The organism is Microbacterium sp. ZW CA_36, assembly GCF_044987475.1.
GTDB lineage: Bacteria > Actinomycetota > Actinomycetes > Actinomycetales > Microbacteriaceae > Microbacterium.
The window spans coordinates 61,124-79,970 of record NZ_JBJDRL010000003.1 but is presented as its reverse complement, the minus strand read 5'-3'; the positions used below and the strand labels follow the sequence as shown (position 1 = coordinate 79,970).

Below are 18,847 nucleotides of genomic sequence, written 5' to 3'. Positions count from 1 at the left end.
ACCACGCCCGGCTGTCGATCAGCCGGTGGCCCCGGCCTCGTCGGGGACGCGGACCATGATCTCCTGCGCGACGCTCGCGAGCAGCGTGCCGTCAGCGGCGTAGATGCGTCCGGTCGCCAGGCCGCGGCCGCCGCGAGCGCTCGGCGACTCCTGGACGTACAGCATCCATTCGTCCACACGGCCGAATCGGTGCCACCACATCGCATGATCGAGGCTGGCGACCTTGAGCCCGGGTGTCGCCCACGAGACGCCGTGCGCGCGGAGGATCGACTCCTGGATCGTCAGGTCGCTCAGGTAGGCGAGCGCCGCCCGGTGGGTCGCGGGGTTGTCGGGGATCTGTCGTCGCACGCGCATCCAGACCGCCTGCCGCGGGGCGCGCTCGGGGTCCGCCGCGACGTAGATGGGCGCGGGGATGTGGCGGAGGTCGACCGGCCGGTCGGTGAACAGACGCTTCGACATCGGGTGCAGGCCCTGAAGGTGCGATTCGACATCCGGAAGATCGTCGGGTGCCGGCAGGCCGTCGGGCATCGGCTCGTGGTGGTCGAGGCCCGGATCCTCATCCTGGAACGAGGCGATCATCGAGAAGATCGGCACACCCTCCTGGTACGCCTGGGTGCGCCTCGTCGAGAAGGAGCGCCCGTCGTGGATGCGGTCGACCGAGAAGGTGATGCCCTTCGTCGAGTCGCCGGGGCGGAGGAAGTACCCGTGCATGGAGTGCACGATCCGCTCATCGGGGATCGTCCGCGACGCCGCGACGATCGACTGCGCCAGCACCTGGCCGCCGTACACCCGGCCGAGGGGCATCGACTGCGACTGCCCGGTGAAGATGTCCTCGGTGGTGCGGGCATCCGAGGCGCTCAAGTCGATCACCGACAGCATCGACGCGACCGGATCGGTCTCGGGCGCAGCCTCGGCGTTCGGCTCGGCTTCCACGGTGCTCCTCTCCGGGGCGGCCACCGCCCGCAGGTCCGGTTGGTAGCTTAGAAGACGATGTCTCCGCGCCTGTTGCTCGCCGACCCCGATTCCGCGGCCGACGCCCTCACGTTCGCCGCCCGCGCTGCGCGCTTCACGGTCGAGGGGGTGCGGCTGCAGGCCTCCGGCGGCGTGCTCGCGATGACGGCCGCGCCGCTGGCACCTCGCGGGTTCGGCGACCCGACGCCCACGGTGCTGGCTCTGCGCACCCTCGCGGCAGATCCCGAGTTGGTGTGCGACCTCGTGGTCGATGCGTCCGCGCTGTCCGCATCTCCTGACGATGCGCGGGCGCTGGCGCTTCCCGAGACGGCCCTGTCGCCGGCGTGGGCCGGCATCACGCCACCACGCAGCGGTTGGGATGCCCGGCCGGGCATCGACGCCTCGACCCTTGCGGCGAAGGCCCAGGGCGGCATCGCCCGCGTCGCCGACGCAGTCCCGACGGATGCCGGGGAGGACGTCGTGCGGACGGTGCGCGCAGCGGTGTGGGGGGCACCCGACGATGAACTCGGCGGGCTGCCGCTCGGCGTCGCCTTCGCGGCGCTGAGCCTCGGGTTCATCAGCGGCGGCGAGACCGCGCGGGTGTTCGCGACAGGCCCGTGGACGCGCGTGAGCCTGACGCGGGGGCACGTGCTCGTGCGCGGACCCGTGGCTACCGGCCTCACGCCCGTGCGCCGGACGGGTCCGGCCGCGAGCTGAGGACGACCGCCCGGTCAGCCCCGGGCGCCTGAATCAGCCCGTGGGGCGTCAGACCGCCGCCGCGGCCGCCCGGCCGGCGACGCGTCCCGAGAAGAGGCATCCTCCGAGGAACGTGCCCTCCAGGGCGCGGTAGCCGTGCACGCCGCCGCCGCCGAACCCGCTCGCCTCGCCCGCGGCGTACAGCCCGGGGACGGGTTCGCCGCCGGCGCCGAGCGCCCGGGCGGACAGGTCGGTCTCGATGCCGCCCAGGGATTTGCGCGTGAGCACGTGCAGCTTGACCGCGATGAGCGGCCCCGACTTGGGGTCGAGGATCCGATGGGGGTTCGCCGTGCGGATGAGCCGGTCGCCGCGGAAGGCCCGTGCCGAGCGCAGCATGGCGATCTGCGCGTCCTTGGTGAAGTCGTTGGCCATCTCTCGGTCGCGTGCCTCGACCTCGAGCCGTACGCGATCGGCGTCGAGGGCGTCACCACCGGGGAGAGCCTGCATCCCCGCGATGAGATCGTCGAGGGTGTTGCGCACGACGAAGTCGGCGCCGTGGTCCATGAACGCCTGCACGGGGCCGGACGCACCCTTGCCGAGGCGGGACGTGGCGAGCAGCCGCACGTCCTTGCCGGTGAGATCCGGGTTCTGCTCGCTGCCGGAGAGCGTGAACTCCTTCTCGATGATCTGCTGCGACAGCACGAACCATGAGTGGTCGTAGCCTGTGGCGCGCAGGTGCGCGAGGGTGCCGAGGGTGTCGAATCCCGGGAAGAGCGGGACGGGCAGGCGGTTGCCCGTCGCGTCGAGCCAGATCGACGACGGGCCGGGGAGGATGCGGATGCCGTGATCCGGCCACACCGGGTCCCAGTTCTGGATGCCCTCGACGTAATGCCACATGCGGTCGCCGTTGATGAGGCGGGCGCCCGCGGCCTCGCTGACCGGCTGCAACGAGCCGTCGACGTACGCGGGGACACCGGTCAGCATGGTGGCCGGGGGAGTGCCCAGCCGCTCCGGCCACCATCTGCGCACCAGCTCGTGGTTGCCGCCGATGCCGCCGGACGAGACGATCGTGGCGCCCGCGGTGATCGAGAACGCGTCGACGACCTCGCGCGAGCTCACCGCACCGCGCGCAGCCCCGGACGGCGCCAGCACGTCGCCCGCGGCACCGGTCACCGTGCCGTTCTCCACGGTGAGCGACGTGACGCGATGGCGCGGCAGAATCGTCACGCGTCCCTCGGCCTCGCCTGCCTCGACGGCCGCCTGGAACGGCGCGACGACGCCGGGTCCGGTGCCCCAGGTCACGTGGAACCGGGGCACCGAGTTGCCGGGTCCGGTGGCGGAGTATCCACCGCGCTCGGCCCAGCCGACGATGGGGAAGAAGCCGACGCCCTTCTCGCGCAGCCACGCGCGCTTCTCCTCATGGGCGAACTGCAGGTAGGCCTCGGCCCACCGCCGGGGCCAGAGGTCTTCGTCGCGGTCGAAGCCGGCGTTGCCCAGCCAGTCCTGACGCGCGAGCTCGAGCGAGTCATGGATGCCGAGCCGGCGCTGCTCCGGCGAGTCGATGAAGAACAGCCCGCCGAACGACCACCACGCCTGACCGCCGAGATTGGAGCGGGGCTCCTGGTCCACGATCGTGACGCGTTTGCCGGCGGCGACGGCCTCCGCCGTCGCGACGAGACCGGCGAGGCCCCATCCGATGACGAGGATGTCCGTGTGGTGGGCGGCGGGGGGCATGTCGACTCCTTTGTCGGCGGGGGTGAGAACGAGACCGTGTCTCAGCGGTCGGGGCCGGGCTCCGCGGGCGGCGCGGCCGACACCGGGAAGGATGCCGAGCTCCGGGTGCCTGCGGCGGGTCCGATGCCCGAGGGCTCGAAGGTGTTCACCATCGCATACGCGGCACGCTGCAGGTAGTCCCAGAGCGTCGTCTCGTGCAGGGGCGGCAGGTCGAGCTCGTCCACGGCGACGCGCATGTGGGCGAGCCATCTGTCGCGCGCGTCAGGATCGACATGGAACGAGGCGTGCCGCATCCGCAGGCGCGGGTGCCCGCGTTCCTGGCTGTAGGTCGTCGGGCCGCCCCAGTACTGCACGAGGAAGAGGGTGAGGCGCTCCTTTGCGGGCCCGAGGTCCTCTTCGGGGTACATCGGGCGCAGCACCTCGTCGTCGGCGACGCCTCGGTAGAACGCGTCGACGAGCCGCACGAATGTGTCGTGCCCGCCGACCTCGTCGTAGAAGCTGAGGGGTGCAGCCGGTGCCGCGGCGGGTCCAGGGGCCGCGCCCGCGTCGCCCGGAGAGCCGGCGGAGGGCAGGGGACGCATGGGGTCGGTCATGGTGTTCCTCCGGGAGTCGTGCCGGGCTCGTCGCCCGGTGACGAAGGCTTCTTGCTCGTGCGCTTCGGCTTCCACACGGCGCGCTCGGGGGTGGGTGTCACGGGAGTGGGCTTGGTCTTCGGCGGGTTGGCGCCGCGCACGCGCTGGGCGCCCTCGATACCCGTCGGCATGACGGCGTTGAGCGCCGGGAGGGTGATGCCCATCTCGTCGATGGTGTGCTTGAGGCGCATGCGCAGCTCGCGGGCGACGTCGTCCTTCGCGTTGGCGCGGGTCTTCATCACGAGGCGGATGACGAGCGCGTCGCCCGAGATGGACTCGAGTCCCCAGACCTCGGGCTGCTCGAGGATCCGCGTGCGCCACTTCGGGTCCTTCGCCAGGGCCTTGGCGGTGTCGAGCATCGCCTTCTCGACCTCGTCGATGTCGGAGTCGGTGGCGACGGAAAGATCGAGGATGACGCGGGACCAGCCCTGCGACAGGTTGCCGATGCGCGTGATCTCGCCGTTGCGGACGTACCAGAGGGTGCCGTTGACGTCGCGCACGTGCGTCACGCGCACGCTCACGTACTCGACGATGCCGGTGGCGAGACCGAGATCGACCACGTCGCCGATGCCGACCTGGTCCTCAGCGACGATGAAGATGCCGTTGAGCACGTCCTTGACGATGTTCTGAGCACCGAAACCGAGACCCGCGCCGATGGCGGCCGTCAGCAGCGTCAGCGAGCCGAGCGCCGTCGGTGCGAGGACGTTGAGGATCAGCAGCAGCGCGATGATCACGATCGTCACGTTGACGATGTTGCTGAGGATCGAGCCCAGCGTGCGCGTGCGCTGGACGAGCCGGACGGACGCGAGCGGCGACCGCTCCAGCGCCTGCGTGTCGTCGACGTTCGCCTTGTCCTTGGCACCGTTGACGATCCGGTTCACGACACGGTGGATGACGAGGCGAAGGATCCACGTGACGAGGATCGCGCCGACGATGATCCCGGCGACGGCGGCCAGATTCAGACCCGCCGTCGTGAAGAACGCGCCGATCTCCTGCCAGAACGCCGCGTCCGTGATGTCTACGGGGTCGGGGGAAGGCGTGGCGTTGTCGAAGGGAGCGCTGATCATCGTGACGATCCTAACGGCGGACCCGCCGCCGGGCCTGAGGTCGCACTCAGCCTGTCGGTCCGCCGCCGTCGGGTCGCAGCGGCGCGGCGGGGTCGACGAGACGGAGGCGGTGCGCGAGGATCACTGCGTGCACGCGGTCGCGGGCGCCGACCTTCGACAGGACCCGCCCGACGTGCGTCTTCACGGTCGACTCGCTGACGAAGAGATGCCGCGCGATCTCCGTGTTCGTCATCCCCTGAGCGATCGCCAGGAACACCTCGCGCTCCCGCTCGGTCAGCTCGGACGTGGGGTCGGCGACCGGAGGCGTCGGCGCGAGCCGGGCGCTCGGCGCGGCGTGCAGCCGCTCGATCAGGCGGCGGGTCACCGCTGGCGCGAGCACGGCATCGCCGCGGTGCACGGCACGGATCGCCGCCGTGAGCTCGGCGCGCTGCACGTCTTTCAGGAGGAAGCCGCCGGCGCCGGCGTCGAGGGCGCCGAACGCGTACTCGTCGAGGTCGAACGTCGTGAGCACGAGCACACGCGTCGCGGGGTGGGCCGCGACGATCTCGCGCGTCGCGGCGATGCCGTCGGTACGCGGCATCCGGATGTCCATGAGCACGACGTCGGGGGAGTGCTCGGCCACGGCGCGCACGGCCTCATCACCGTCGGCCGCCTCGCCCACCACCTCGAACTCGGGCTCCGCCTCGAGGACGAGGCGGAAGCCGAGGCGGATCAGCTCCTGGTCGTCGACCAGCAGGATGCGGACGGCGTCGGTCATGGGTTCTCCTCCCCGGGTTCGAGGCCGGCGGTGCCGGTCGTCGCGGGCGCCGGGAGAGACGCCCGCACGATCCAGCGCCCGCCCTCCGCAGGTCCGGCCGTCAGTTGCCCGCCGACGTGCGCGGCGCGCTCGCGCAGACCGGGCAGTCCGTACCCGCCGCGGGAATCCGCTGCCGAGTCGGGGCGCGCGTGAACGCCGTCGTTGATGATCTCCACGTCGACGTCGTCGCCCACGACGATGCGCACGTCGATGCGGGACGCGGCCGGCGCGTGGCGCATGGCGTTGGTCAGCGACTCCTGCACGATCCGCGTCACCGCGAAGCGCACCTCCGCGGGGACGGAGTCGATCCGCCCTTCCGTGTGGAGGCGCACCGGGAAGCCGGCACGCTGCGCCGCCTCCACCGCGTCGCCCGCCGTCGCGGGCAGGATCGGCGACAGCGGTGCGCCGGGCGACGGGTCGGGGTCGCGCAGCACACCCAGCATCGCCCGCATCTCGGTCAGCGCGCCGCGCGCGGTCGCGGCGATCTGCTCGGTCGCCACGCGAGCGCGCGCCGGATCCGTGGTCGCGGTCGCGCCCTCTGCCAGGGCGACGACGACGGTGAGGTTGTGCGACACGATGTCGTGCATCTCCCGCGCGATGCGCGTGCGCTCGGCCGCGGCTCCCAACCGCGCCTGCTGGTCGCGCTCGACGAGCAGCTGCCGTGAGCGGTCGATGAGAGCCTCGAGATACCGCCGCCGGTTGCCGACGTTGACGCCGATGAGCGCGGCGATGAGCAGGACGACGACTGCCGACACGAGCGTGGTGACGAGGGACGTCAGCTCGGACGGCAGAGCGAGCGCCGCGATGGCCGTGGACGCCGTCATCGCCGCGGTCGCTGCTCCCAGCGCGATCCAGCAGGCCCGCGCGGAGCGGTACACCGCGACGGCGTAGAGGGCGAAGGCGGGGAGGAGATGGGATGCCGGGACCAGACTCGGCGGAAGGACCAGCACCGGCACCATGGTCACGACGAACACCGCGAGCGGTCGGTGACGACGGAGCATCAGCGCTGCGGACGCGAGCAGGATCAGACCGACCGCGAGCCAGACCTGTGCGTCCGTCGGCGGCGCACCGAATTCCGCGCGGAGCGTCACGGCCGGAGCCGACAGCACCAGGGCGACGAACGCGATGAGTGCGTCGGCGATGCAGCGGTGCCGCGCCCAGTAGCGGCGGAACAACCCGGGCTCGCGCGGCAGCAGCAGGCCGTCGTCGGCGCCCGGTGGGGCGCCGACGACGGCCGTGAGCGTGCGACGAGGCATCCGGCCGACTCTACGCGTCGCGGGTGCGCAGCACCGTCCAGCCGCCGATGAGCAGCACGACGACCCAGCCGATCAGCGCGAGGAGCGACGGCAGGATGTCTTCGGCGCCGGGAGTGGAGATCGTGCTGGCGGCTGCCATGGGCAGGTACTCCCCGAGGTCGACGATCCACTGCCACGCCTCGCCAGCCATGGCGAACATGCTCGTGACGATGGGCAGGACAAACAGGAGGCCGACGGTCGCCGCGATGGCTCCCGCGCCGTTGCGGATCAGGAAGCCCCACCCCAGCCCGATGAGCGTGAACGCCACCATCGACAGCACGCCGTAGGCGAGAGGGATCCACGACTGCGCGGCATCCGACCAGTCGATCTGCTCGGAGAGCAGCGGTGAGGTCGCGAGGATCGCGATCGCGTACATGACGACCGTCGTCGCGGCCATCAGCGCGCTGACGACGACCGCCTTGGCGGCGAGCACCGTGCCGCGGCGAGGGTCCGCCGTCAGGGTGGAGCGGATCATGCCGGTCGAGTACTCGCCCGTGATCGCGATGGCACCGAGGATGCCCGCGACGAGCATCGTGAACTGGGTCGGGGTGAGAATGGCGCTCACGGCGGGGAATCCCGGTCCGAACGACGCGGACGCCGCCGCGATCATCATCGAGATCCCCACCGAGAGGGCTGCCGCGATGCCGAGCGACCACCAGGTCGACCGCAGGCTGATGAGCTTGATCCACTCGCTGCGGATGAGGTGGCCGAATGTCAGACGATGGGCGGTGGCGGCCCGCGTCGCGTGAGTCGGAGGAGCAGTGAGGGTGGTCATGAGATCTCCTTGGAGGCGTACTCGACGGCTTCGCCGGTGAGGGCGAGATAGGCGTCCTCGAGCGATCCGGTTCGTGAGGTGAGCTCGTGCACCGGGATGCCGAGAGAGGCGGCGAGGTCGCCCACGACGGCGGCGGTGACTCCCGAGATCTCGGCGGCGCCGGGCTCGGTCGCGGTCACCGCGATGTCGGGGCCGGCCAGCGCCGCGACGAGTTCGGTGAGGCGCGGGGAGCGCACCGCCACGGTGTTGGTGGTCCAGGCGCGCACCAGCTCGGAGAGCTCGGCGTCTGCGAGCACCCGGCCGCGGCCGAGGACGATGACGTGATCGGCGGTCTGCGCCATCTCGCTCATGAGGTGGGAGGACAGCAGGACCGTGCGCCCTTCGGCCGCGAGATAGCGGACGAACTGGCGCACCCAACGGACGCCCTCGGGATCGAGCCCGTTCACCGGCTCGTCGAGGATCAGGGTCCGGGGGTCGCCGAGGAGGGCCGCGGCGATGCCGAGCCGCTGGCCCATGCCCAGCGAGAACTTCCCGGCGCGCCTGCCGGCCACGGATCCGATTCCGGTGAGCTCGATGACCTCGTCGACCCGCGCATTGCCGATGCCGTGGGTCGCGGCCATCGCGCGCAGGTGGTTGCGGGCCGAGCGGCCCGTGTGCACCGCCTTCGCGTCGAGCAGCACCCCGACCTCGGTCAGCGGCGCGCGCAGCCGCGAATACGGCTCTCCACCGACGGTGACGGTGCCCGACGTGGGCCGGTCCAGGCCCACGATCATGCGCATGGTGGTGGACTTGCCGGCACCGTTCGGACCGAGGAACCCGGTCACCTTGCCCGGCTGCACCGTGAACGACACGTCCGATACGGCGGTCTTGTCTCCGAATCGCTTCGTGAGATTCTCTGCAACGATCATGCTCCCACGCTAGGAGGGGGCGGCTTCGGGCGCGTCCACCTGGAGGACGAGAGTGCGCCACGGCGAGTGGTACCACGGTGCCGGAACGACGGATGCCCCGGCCGAACCTGAGCCCGTGAACAGGCTCAGGCGACGGGCCGGGGCATCCGAGTGCCGGCTACTGGGCGTCGCGGTCCTGCACCGAGAGGGCGCGCTCGACGCCCGCGAGGTTCTCGGCGACGAGGCGGCGCAGCGCCGGGGCGGCGTCGGCATTCGCCTCGAGCCAGGCGCGCGTGGCGTCGCGCAGGGCGACGTTCGCGAGCGGCGCGGGGTAGAGCCCGACGATCAGGTACTGCGCGATCTGATAAGTGCGCGAGCCCCAGATCGGCAGCAGTGCGTCGAAGTAGCGCGCGACGAAGGCGTCGAGCAGCTCACGGCCGGCCGGGTGCACGAAGCCGAGCGCGGCGGCCCGGACGATCGTGTTCGGCTGGTCGTCGCTGTCGACGAGCGACGACCACGCGGCGGCCTTCGCCTCGGCCGAGGGCAGCGCGGCCTTGGCCTGGGCGGCGAACTCGCCGCCCTTGGCGGTGTTGTCGGCTGCGAGCGCGGCGTCGATGTCGTCCGCCGTCACGACGCCGCCGGCGGCGAGCGACACGAGCAGCTGCCACGACAGGTCGGTGTCGATCGCCAGGTCGGCGAAGGCCACCTCGCTGTCGCGCACCTGACGCACCTTCTCCCACTGGCTCGGGGTGGCGGCCGCGGAGGCGAATGCGGTGACGAACTGCAGCTGGCTGTCACTGCCGGCCTCTGCCGCCTCGGCGAGCTTCCAGAGTGCGTCGGCGACGTGGGTGCGGGTGACGTCGCGCTTCTCGGGCGCCACGTACGAGTTCGCCGCGAGCTGCAGCTGGGCGAGCGTCGTGCGCACCGTCGTCGATTCGGTCTCGGCGCCGATGTTGCGCAGCACCAGGTCGACGTAGTCCGACGCGGATGCCTCGGCGTCGCGCGTCTGGTCCCACGCGGCACCCCACACCAGCGACCGGGCGAGCGGGTCGCTGATCTTGCCGAGGTGGTCGATCGCGGTCTGCAGCGACTGATCGTCGAGGCGGATCTTGGCGTACGCCAGGTCTTCGTCGTTCAGCAGCACGAGCGCGGGGCGCTTGCGGCCCTTGAGCTCGGGCACCTCGGTCAGGTCGCCGTCGACGTCGAGCTCGATGTGGTGCACACGCACGAGGGCGTCACCGTCGAGATCGTAGAAGCCGACGCCGAGACGGTGCGGTCGGATGGTGGGGTAGTCGGCGGGCGCGGTCTGCACGATCGCGAAGCGCGTGATGGTGCCGTCGACATCCGTCACGATCTCGGGCGACAGCGTGTTGACGCCCGCGGTCTCGAGCCACTTCTTCGACCACGTCGAGAGCTCACGGCCGCTGGTGACCTCGAGCTCGCAGAGCAGGTCCGACAGCTCGGTGTTCGACCACTCGTGCTTCTTGAAGTACGCGCCCACACCGGCGAAGAACTCGTCGATGCCGACCCAAGCGGCCAGCTGCTTGAGCACCGAGCCGCCCTTGGCGTACGTGATGCCGTCGAAGTTGACCTGCACGTCCTCGAGGTCGTTGATCTGGGCGACGACGGGGTGCGTGGAAGGCAGCTGGTCCTGACGGTACGCCCAGGTCTTCTCCATGGCGTTGAAGGTCGTCCACGCCTCTGTCCACTCGGTGGCCTCGGCGGTGGCGATCGTCGATGCCCACTCGGCGAACGACTCGTTGAGCCAGAGGTCGTTCCACCACTTCATGGTGACGAGGTCGCCGAACCACATGTGCGCAAGCTCGTGCAGGATCGTGACGACGCGACGCTCCTTGACGGCATCCGTCACCTTCGAGCGGAAGACATACGTCTCGGTGAAGGTCACCGCGCCGGCGTTCTCCATCGCACCCGCGTTGAACTCGGGGACGAACAGCTGGTCGTACTTCGCGAACGGGTAGGCGTAGTCGAACTTCTCCTCGAAGTAGGAGAAGCCCTGACGCGTCTTGTCGAAGATGTAGTCGGAGTCGAGGTACTGCCAGAGGCTCTTGCGGCCGTACACGCCGAGGGGGATGACGCGGCCCGACGAGCTGGTGAGCTCGGAGAACGTCGCCTCGTAGGGGCCGGCGATGAGCGCCGTGATGTACGACGAGATGCGGGGAGTGGGCTCGAAGCGCCACGTCGCGGTGCCATCACCATGCGCCGTGGGCTCGGGGGTGGGGGAGTTGGAGACGACCTTCCACGGCTCGGGCGCGGTGACCGTGAAGGCGAACGTCGCCTTGAGGTCGGGCTGCTCGAACACCGCGAAGACGCGGCGGGAGTCGGGAACCTCGAACTGCGAGTAGAGGTACACCTCGCCGTCGACCGGGTCGACGAAGCGGTGCAGGCCCTCGCCCGTGTTCGTGTAGAGGCAGTCGGCGTCGATGACGAGCTCGTTGTCGGCGGCGAGGCCGTCGAGCGCGATGCGCGAATCCGCGATGGCGGACGCCGGGTCGATGGATCGGCCGTTGAGGGTGATCTCGCGCACGTCGCGCGCGATCAGGTCGATGAACGTCGCGGCACCCGCGGTGGCGGTGAAGCGGACGACGGTGCGCGATCCGAAGATCTCGGCGCCCTTCGTCAGGTCCAGCGCGATCTCGTAGGACTGCGTGTCGACGATCGCGCGGCGCTCCTGCGCCTCGATGCGGGTGAGATTCTCTCCAGGCACTGCTCTTGCTCCCAGGGGTGAGGGGTTTCGGATGCCACGGCCGACGCTGCTGGCGCCGGCGACAACCGTCCCAGCCTACGCGGTGAGTCCCCGCGGCTCACGACGCACGTGGCTCCGCGCGTGCTCGACCGCGGCGGGGAGGGTGTCGAACAGGTGGTTGTGATGCCGGAGCGAGTCGAGCACTCCCACGGTCCGGAACAGCTCCTCGTGGCCGGGCTGTACGCCCTTGATGAGCACCGTCACCCCGCGCCGCTCGAGCGACTGGACGATCTCGGTGAGGATGCGCGCCCCGGACGCGTCGACGAGCTCGAGCTGCGACATCCGCAGGATGACGACCGACACCCCGATGATGTGCATCACCGTGTCGAAGACCCGGTCGGCCGCGGTGAAGAACAGCGGGCCGTCGATCCGCACGATCGCGATGCGCTCGTCGCCCGGCTCCGGCGCGCCGGCGAGCGCTTCGCGCTGCACCCCGGTCGCGCGCGAGACGCCGCGCAGAGCGAAGACGCCGGCGAAGACGACGCCGATCACGACCGCGACGATCAGGTCGAACGACACCGTGATCACTGCAGTGACGATGAACGCGGCGGCGTCGGACCGTGTCGACCGCAGGACCGAGCGCACCGTCCGCGCGTGGACCATCCGCAGCGCCGTGACCATGAGCACCCCGGCGAGGGCGGCGAGCGGGATGGCGCCCACCGGCCCCGCTGCGACCAGCACGACGCCGACGAGCACCAGCGCGTGCACGATCGATGCGAGCCGCGTGCGTCCGCCGGAGCGCACGTTGACGGCGGTGCGCGCGATGGCCCCTGTCGCAGGCATCCCGCCGAGCAGCCCCGAGCCGATCGACGCGATGCCCTGCCCGACGAGCTCGCGATCGGGGTCGTACGGCCCGGTATCGGCCAATGATGCGGCGACCCGCGCCGAGAGCAGCGACTCGAGGGCGGCGAGTGCCGCCACGGTGAGCGCGGGGACGGCGAGCTCGCCGAGCGTGGCCGGATCGAGCATGGGAAGGACCGGCAGGGGCAGCGAGGACGGCAGCGCGCCGATCGTTGCGAGCGGCGTGGCCAGCACGGCGGCGAGCACTGTGACGACGACGATGCCGATCAGCGATCCGGGCAGCGCTGCGTGGATCCGTGGCGCCAGCAGCATGCATGCGGCGACGATCGCGGCGGCGCCGGCCGCCCACGGCACGTACGCCCAGTCGGCGTTCGCGATCGCCTGAACGGCGGCCACGACGGCGTTCGCGCTGTGTTCGCCGGCGCTCGGCGTGATCGGCGACACGATGAGGGGGATCTGCTGCAGGAAGATGATGACGGCGATACCGAGCGTGAAGCCCTCGATGACGGGCCAGGGGACGAACGACACGGCGCGCCCCAGTCGAAGTGCTCCGGCAGCGAGCACCACGACTCCCGCCATCACGCTGAGCGCCGCGACGGCGCCGGCGCCGTGAGAGGCGACGATCGGCAGAAGCACCACGACCATCGCTCCCGTCGGCCCCGACACCTGCACGTTCGACCCTCCGAACACCGCTGCGAGCAGCCCGGCCACGATCGCGGTGACCAGCCCGGCTTCGGCGCTGAGTCCCGAGCTGACGCCGAAGCCGAGGGCGAGCGGGAGAGCGACGATGCCGACAGTGACTCCGGCGAGAAGGTCGCCTCGCCAGGTGCGTCGGAGCAGGCGGTAGTCGCCGAGCGAGGGCAGGAGCTCCCGCATCGACCGCATCAGCCGGGTCGCGCGGGGTCCTCGCGCTGAGCCATCGGTCACACTCATTGCGAGGGCAGGGCGGGAAGGGAGCCTGCGTCGGCGAGCAGGTCCCTGTCTCCCGCGAGCATCCCGATCAGCAGCGCACGCGCCACAGCGAGCAGCTCGGCGACGCGTGGGTCGGCCAGCCGATAGAAGACGTGACTCGCGCGCCGCTCGGACGCCACCAGCCGGTGCCGTCGCAGCACCGCGAGATGCTGCGACAGGTGGGATGCCTCGAGACCGATCTCCGTCTGCAGCTCCGCCACGCTCACCTCGTCCGCGGCGGCGAGCAGTTCGAGGATGCGGATCCGGAGCGGGTGCGAGAGTCCCTTGAACAGCCCGGCCTTGACCTCGTAGAGCGGACGCTGGCTCTGTGTTAGCGGAATGATGAAGTCATCATATCGGTGAGGCGCCAGAGTGAGCAGTGTCAGGATGGAGGGGTGACCTCTCCCGAGCAGCACGTCGTACCGTTCGCATCGCCCGCCGCCGCATCCGGGGCTCCGTACGTGGAGCAGGCCGTCGCGTACGACGGCATCCTGCTCGCCGGCTTCGGGGGTCCCGAGGGCCAGGACGACGTCATCCCGTTCCTCCGCAACGTCACGCGCGGGCGGGGCATCCCCGACGAGCGGCTGGAAGAGGTCGCCCACCACTACCGCCACTTCGGCGGGGTGAGCCCGATCAATGCGCAGAACCGTGCGCTGAAGGCCGCGCTGGAGGCGGAGCTCGCTGCCCGCGGCATCGAGCTTCCGGTGTACTGGGGCAACCGCAACTGGGCGCCGTACCTGGATGAGGCGGTGACGGATGCCGCGGCCGCCGGCGACACGAGGCTGCTCGGCCTCGCCACCAGCGCCTACTCGTCGTTCTCGAGCTGCCGGCAGTACCGCGAGGACTTCGCACGCGTGCTGACCGAGACCGGTCTCGGGGACACGGTCACCATCGACAAGGTGCGCCAGTTCTTCGACCACCCCGGCTTCGTGCAGCCGTTCGTCGACGGCGTGCGCGATGCCGTCAGCGGATTCCTCGCCGACGGCATCGCTCCGGAGGCCGTGCGCGTGCTGTTCTCCACCCACAGCATCCCGACGGCGGATGCTGAGCGGTCCGGCCCGCGCGAAGGAGACGAGCAGCACCGTGATCTCGGGGAGGGTGGCGCCTACGCGGCCCAGCACCTCGCCGTCGCCGACGTGGTCATGGCCGCGGTCGCGGCAGAGGTGCCTGGCGCCGACCGCGTCGCGTGGGATCTCGTGTACCAGTCGCGCTCGGGCCCGCCGAGCCAGCCCTGGCTCGAGCCCGACGTCAACGACGCGATCGCCGAGCTTCCCGCTGCCGGTGTGCAGGCGGTGGCGATCGTCCCCCTCGGCTTCATGAGCGACCACATGGAGGTCCTCTGGGACCTCGACACCGAAGCGATGGATGCCGCGGCGGAGGCGGGCATCCGTGCCGTGCGCACGCCGACCCCCGGTGTCGACCCGGTCTTCGTGTCGGGGCTCGTGGACCTCGTCCAGGAGCGGTTGAGCGGCACGCCCGCGGCGGAGCGCCCGCACGCGACGGACCTCGGGCCGTGGTTCGACGTGTGCCGCCCGGCCTGCTGCGAGAACGTCCGCGCGGGCTTCAAGCCGGCTGCCGCCGGCGTCGCACCGTGAGCCCCGCACACCACCGCAGCACCGCCCGGCACCGAGCTGTCGGCATCCGTCACCGTCCCCTCCGGCTTCCCTAGGATTGAGCCCATGCGCATCCACATCGCGACCGACCACGCCGGCCTCGAGTTCTCGACGCAGCTGCAGCACCATCTCGCGGCGGCGGGTCACGAAGTCGTCGACCACGGCCCCCTCGAGTACGACCCGCTCGATGACTACCCGGCGTTCTGCATCCGTGCCGCCCAGGCGGTCGTGCGGGACCAGGCCGCCGGCATCGAGACGCTCGGCGTCGTCTTCGGCGGCTCGGGCAACGGCGAGCAGATCGCAGCGAACAAGGTGATCGGCGTCCGTGCGGCTCTTGCGTGGAGCATCGCCACCGCCGAGCTCGCGCGTGAGCACAACGACGCGAACGTCATCGCGATCGGCGCCCGCCAGCACACCTTCGAAGAGGCGACGACCTTCATCGACCGCTTCATCGAGACGCCGTTCTCGGGCGAGGAACGTCACGCGCGGCGCATCGCGCAGCTGGCGGCCTACGAGGAGGACGGCACGCTGCAGCCCGACCCGCGCGTCCCTCAGCAGCCCGACGTCCTGGCCGCCGACGACAGTTCGTTCGACCCCGAAGCCGGCTGACCCGATGCCCGAGGGCCACTCCGTCCATCGCATCGCCCGCCAGTTCGACCGCAATTTCGTCGGCCGCGCCGTCGCGGCCTCCAGTCCGCAGGGCCGCTTCGTCGAAGGCGCCGCGATCCTCAGCGGCCGCACCGCCACGCAGGTGCGGGCCGCCGGCAAGCAGATGTTCCTCGAATTCGACGACGATCTGTGGCTGCGGGTGCATCTGGGCATGTACGGCGCATGGGACTTCGCCGGGGAGATCGTCGTCGATCCCACGATCGCCTCGGCGAACGGCCGGATGGGGCAGACCAACCAGCGGGGGACCGAGCTCGGCGAGGTGATCCTCGACAGTGCCGGGGAGAACTCGCTGACTTCGATCGGCGCCCCCCGGCGGACCCGCGTGCACGTGCGGATGTCGGAGCAGACCACGGGTCTCGCCGACGAGGGCGACGAGTGGCCGCCGCCCGTGGTGGGGCAGGTGCGACTGCGGCTTCTCACGGACGTCACGTGCGCCGATCTGCGCGGACCGACGGCCTGCGAGCTGCAGACCCCGGACGAGGTCGCAGCCACCATCGCGAAGCTCGGCCCCGACCCCCTCGTCGACGATGTCACGGAGGGGGAGGAGCGGTTCACCTCGGTGGTGCGCCGCAAGCCGACGTCCATCGGCCTGCTGCTCATGGACCAGAGCGTCGTCAGCGGCATCGGCAACGTGTACCGAGCCGAGCTGCTGTTCCGTGCGCGCCAGAACCCGCACACCCCGGGTCGCGACGTGCCCGAGGAGGTCGTGCGCGAGATCTGGCGCGACTGGGTGCGGCTGCTCGCGATCGGTGTCGAGACCGGTCAGATGATGACGATGGACGACCTCGACCCGGACGCCTACCGCAAGGCGATGGCGAGCCGCGACGACCGGCACTGGGTCTACCACCGCGCCGGGCTGCCCTGCCGCGTGTGCGGCACGGCGATCGTCGTCGAAGAGGTCGCCACCCGGAAGCTCTACTGGTGCCCGTCCTGTCAGGCCTGACGCCGAGGCTGACGCCTCCGCTGCGCGAATAGGCTGAGTCCATGCGCCAGAACCCGAGCTTCGCGATGTCGGATGTCGGCGAGATCCGCCGCCTCATCGAGCAGAATCCGTGGGTCACGCTGGTCAGTCCCACGGACGCCGGGCTCGTCGCCTCGCACTACGCGGTGCTCCTGGACGCCGACCGGGACGACCTCACCATCGTGGGCCACGTCGGCAAGCCCGACGACCTCATCCACGGACTGGGCGAGCTCGAGCTTCTCGTCGTCGTGCAGGGCCCCCACGGGTACATCTCGCCGGGCTGGTACGGCGACGCGCAGAGCGTGCCGACCTGGAACTTCGTCTCGGCGCATCTCACCGGCATCCCGGAGCTGCTGACGCCCCAGGAGAACCTCGAGGTGCTCGAACGCCTCGTGGCGCGCTTCGAGAGCGGCATGCCGCAGCCCCGGCTGATGTGGGCGCCTCCCAACGACCCCGAGTTCGTCCGTCGCCTGGAGAGAGGGACGGCGGGGTTCCGCCTCACACCCACCCGGGTCGTCGGCAAGCGCAAACTCAGCCAGAACAAACCCGACGACGTCGTCGAGACGGTGATCGTCGAGCTCGAGGCCGGTGCGAGCGCGTACGCAGATGCCCGGCTGCCGGCCGAGATGCGCCGCGACCTCGAGACCCGGAAGGCGGCCCGATGACGCTCGCCCGCGGTGACGCCCCGGACGTGATCGCGAACGCGCGGCTGACCGGATCCCAGCGCACGGACCCCTTCGGTTCCGACCCGGTCGACGTCCACCTCGCCGACGGACTCGTCGTCGACATCGCGCCCGCAGGCGCGCTGCCGCGCAGAGGTACCGTGCTCGACGCCGGCGGCGGCTGCCTCATCCCCGGTCTCTGGGACCACCACGTGCACACCGTGCAGTGGGCGCTCACCGCGCAGCGCATCGCTCTGGGCCAGGCCGAGTCCGCCGCGCACGCGGCCGCGCTCATGTCGGCCGCGCAGACGATGTCCGACGGGCGCCGCGTGGGCAGCGGATACCGCGACGCGTTCTGGGCCGACGCACCGGACCTCGCCGTCCTCGACGCGGCGACCGGCGAGGTGCCGACCTACCTCATCAACGCCGACGTGCACAGCGTGTGGCTCAACACCGCGGCGCTCCGCCGCGAGGGATTCGCGCCCGACGGCATCGGCGTACTCCGCGAGGGGCCGGCGTTCGAGATATCGCGGCGGCTCAATGCCGTCGACGCGTCGGTGTCGGATCCGCTCGTCGGCCGTATGGCGCAGGATGCCGCCTCCCGCGGCGTCGTGGGGCTCGTCGATCTCGACATGGCGTGGAACGAGGACGCCTGGGTGCGCCGCCTCGCGGACGGCTTCGACGCCTTGCGGGTCGTGTTCGGCATCTACCCCGAGTTCCTCGACCGGGCCGTCGCGGAGGGACTGCAGACGGGCGATGTCGCCCGGGGTGCGGCATCCGACCTGGTCCGCGTCGGTCCGCTCAAGGTGATCACGGACGGCTCGCTGGGCACCCGCACGGCGGCGACATCCCAGGCCTATCCGGGCGATCCGCACAACCACGGACTGCTGACGGTCGATCTCGCCACGCTGGTCGATCTGATGACACGCGCGACCGCGGCCGGCATCGCCTCCGCGATCCACGCGATCGGCGACGTGGCGAATTCCCACGCGCTCGACGCGTTCGCGGCGACCGGGGCGTGGGGCACGATCGAGCACGCCCAGCTCGTCGCTCACGCCGACATCCCGCGGTTCGCGCGTCTGGGCGTGGGCGCGAGCGTGCAGCCCGAGCACGCGCTGGACGACCGCGACCTCACCGACAGGGTCTGGGCGGGCCAGACCGCACAGGCCTATCCGCTGCGCGCTCTCGCCGACAGCGGGGCGAACCTGCTGTTCGGGTCGGATGCGCCGGTGGCGCCGCTCGATCCGTGGGCGACGATGGCGGCGGCGGTGTTCCGCACGCGCGACGGTCGCGACGCCTGGCAGCCCGGGCAGCGAGTGGATGCCGCCACCGCGCTCTCGGCATCCACCCGCGGCGGGTCGACCGAGCCTGCTCGGATCGAGCCGGGCGACGTGGCCGACCTCGCGATCTGCGAGCGGGACCCGCTCACCGCCGACGAGGCGGGGCTCCGCGGCATGCGCGTCGGTGCGACGCTCCTGGCGGGACGCCTGACCCACCTGGCGTAAAGCCCTCCCCGCCGTGCGGGGGTCTTCCCCCGTACGGGTTCGGGAGGGGGTCGGATGCCGCCGCGACGCCGTCGTCGCGAGGCTGGAT

General features: G+C 71.2%; 17 protein-coding genes. 6 read left to right on the top strand and 11 right to left on the bottom strand.

What is annotated here, in order from left to right:
- Window positions 1-18: 18 nt before the first annotated feature.
- Window positions 19-879, bottom strand: coding sequence for an acyl-CoA thioesterase (locus ACI3KX_RS02945; protein ID WP_404907736.1), 861 nt, complete (start codon window positions 877-879; stop codon window positions 19-21).
- 111 nt (window positions 880-990) lie between these two features.
- Here ACI3KX_RS02945 and ACI3KX_RS02940 point away from each other — a divergent pair, with 111 nt between their 5' ends.
- Complete coding sequence (locus ACI3KX_RS02940; protein WP_404907627.1) at window positions 991-1,668, top strand: hypothetical protein; 678 nt, start codon at window positions 991-993, stop codon at window positions 1,666-1,668.
- A 48-nt stretch (window positions 1,669-1,716) separates the two neighbouring features.
- On the opposite strand, the gene ACI3KX_RS02935 is transcribed toward ACI3KX_RS02940, so the two are convergent.
- The 10 genes from ACI3KX_RS02935 to ACI3KX_RS02890 form a co-directional block, all read right to left on the bottom strand.
- Window positions 1,717-3,381 (bottom strand): FAD-binding dehydrogenase, encoded by a 1,665-nt coding sequence (locus ACI3KX_RS02935; RefSeq protein WP_404907625.1) that lies wholly within the window; start codon window positions 3,379-3,381, stop codon window positions 1,717-1,719.
- A 41-nt stretch (window positions 3,382-3,422) separates the two neighbouring features.
- The gene (locus tag ACI3KX_RS02930) at window positions 3,423-3,974 is read right to left on the bottom strand and encodes a globin (RefSeq protein ID WP_404907623.1); all 552 of its coding nucleotides are present in this window, start codon (window positions 3,972-3,974) and stop codon (window positions 3,423-3,425) included.
- On the bottom strand, window positions 3,971-5,080 hold the full coding sequence (locus ACI3KX_RS02925; RefSeq protein WP_349427373.1) for a mechanosensitive ion channel domain-containing protein: 1,110 nt from the start codon (window positions 5,078-5,080) through the stop codon (window positions 3,971-3,973). Before ACI3KX_RS02925 ends, ACI3KX_RS02930 begins: the two co-directional genes overlap by 4 nt.
- A gap of 46 nt (window positions 5,081-5,126) precedes the next feature.
- Window positions 5,127-5,837: a response regulator gene (locus tag ACI3KX_RS02920; RefSeq protein ID WP_404907621.1), complete on the bottom strand. Its 711-nt coding sequence runs from the start codon at window positions 5,835-5,837 to the stop codon at window positions 5,127-5,129.
- Entirely contained in the window at window positions 5,834-7,132 is a 1,299-nt protein-coding gene (locus ACI3KX_RS02915) for a histidine kinase (RefSeq protein WP_404907619.1), read from the bottom strand. Before ACI3KX_RS02915 ends, ACI3KX_RS02920 begins: the two co-directional genes overlap by 4 nt.
- Window positions 7,133-7,142: 10 nt before the next feature.
- Window positions 7,143-7,946 (bottom strand): ABC transporter permease subunit, encoded by an 804-nt coding sequence (locus ACI3KX_RS02910; RefSeq protein WP_363357262.1) that lies wholly within the window; start codon window positions 7,944-7,946, stop codon window positions 7,143-7,145.
- Entirely contained in the window at window positions 7,943-8,854 is a 912-nt protein-coding gene (locus ACI3KX_RS02905) for an ABC transporter ATP-binding protein (RefSeq protein WP_404907618.1), read from the bottom strand. Before ACI3KX_RS02905 ends, ACI3KX_RS02910 begins: the two co-directional genes overlap by 4 nt.
- Before the next feature lie 157 nt (window positions 8,855-9,011).
- Window positions 9,012-11,558, bottom strand: a complete 2,547-nt coding sequence (gene pepN, locus ACI3KX_RS02900; RefSeq protein ID WP_404907617.1) for an aminopeptidase N — start codon at window positions 11,556-11,558, stop codon at window positions 9,012-9,014.
- 75 nt (window positions 11,559-11,633) lie between these two features.
- Window positions 11,634-13,274, bottom strand: coding sequence for a SulP family inorganic anion transporter (locus tag ACI3KX_RS02895; RefSeq protein ID WP_404907615.1), 1,641 nt, complete (start codon window positions 13,272-13,274; stop codon window positions 11,634-11,636).
- A gap of 53 nt (window positions 13,275-13,327) precedes the next feature.
- Window positions 13,328-13,690 (bottom strand): ArsR/SmtB family transcription factor, encoded by a 363-nt coding sequence (locus ACI3KX_RS02890; RefSeq protein ID WP_404907733.1) that lies wholly within the window; start codon window positions 13,688-13,690, stop codon window positions 13,328-13,330.
- A 54-nt stretch (window positions 13,691-13,744) separates the two neighbouring features.
- Here ACI3KX_RS02890 and ACI3KX_RS02885 point away from each other — a divergent pair, with 54 nt between their 5' ends.
- From ACI3KX_RS02885 to ACI3KX_RS02865, 5 genes are all read left to right on the top strand, one after another.
- Window positions 13,745-14,944 (top strand): ferrochelatase, encoded by a 1,200-nt coding sequence (locus ACI3KX_RS02885; protein WP_363357267.1) that lies wholly within the window; start codon window positions 13,745-13,747, stop codon window positions 14,942-14,944.
- An 84-nt stretch (window positions 14,945-15,028) separates the two neighbouring features.
- Window positions 15,029-15,571 (top strand): ribose-5-phosphate isomerase, encoded by a 543-nt coding sequence (locus ACI3KX_RS02880; RefSeq protein ID WP_404907613.1) that lies wholly within the window; start codon window positions 15,029-15,031, stop codon window positions 15,569-15,571.
- Window positions 15,572-15,575: 4 nt separating this feature from the next.
- On the top strand, window positions 15,576-16,574 hold the full coding sequence (locus ACI3KX_RS02875; RefSeq protein ID WP_404907612.1) for an Fpg/Nei family DNA glycosylase: 999 nt from the start codon (window positions 15,576-15,578) through the stop codon (window positions 16,572-16,574).
- 41 nt (window positions 16,575-16,615) lie between these two features.
- Window positions 16,616-17,257 carry an FMN-binding negative transcriptional regulator gene (locus tag ACI3KX_RS02870; RefSeq protein WP_404907610.1) on the top strand — a complete coding sequence of 214 codons (642 nt, stop codon included), beginning with the start codon at window positions 16,616-16,618 and terminating at the stop codon, window positions 17,255-17,257.
- Entirely contained in the window at window positions 17,254-18,759 is a 1,506-nt protein-coding gene (locus ACI3KX_RS02865) for an amidohydrolase family protein (protein ID WP_404907609.1), read from the top strand. The genes ACI3KX_RS02870 and ACI3KX_RS02865 overlap by 4 nt, the downstream gene beginning before the upstream one ends.
- The last annotated feature ends 88 nt before the right edge of the window (window positions 18,760-18,847 follow it).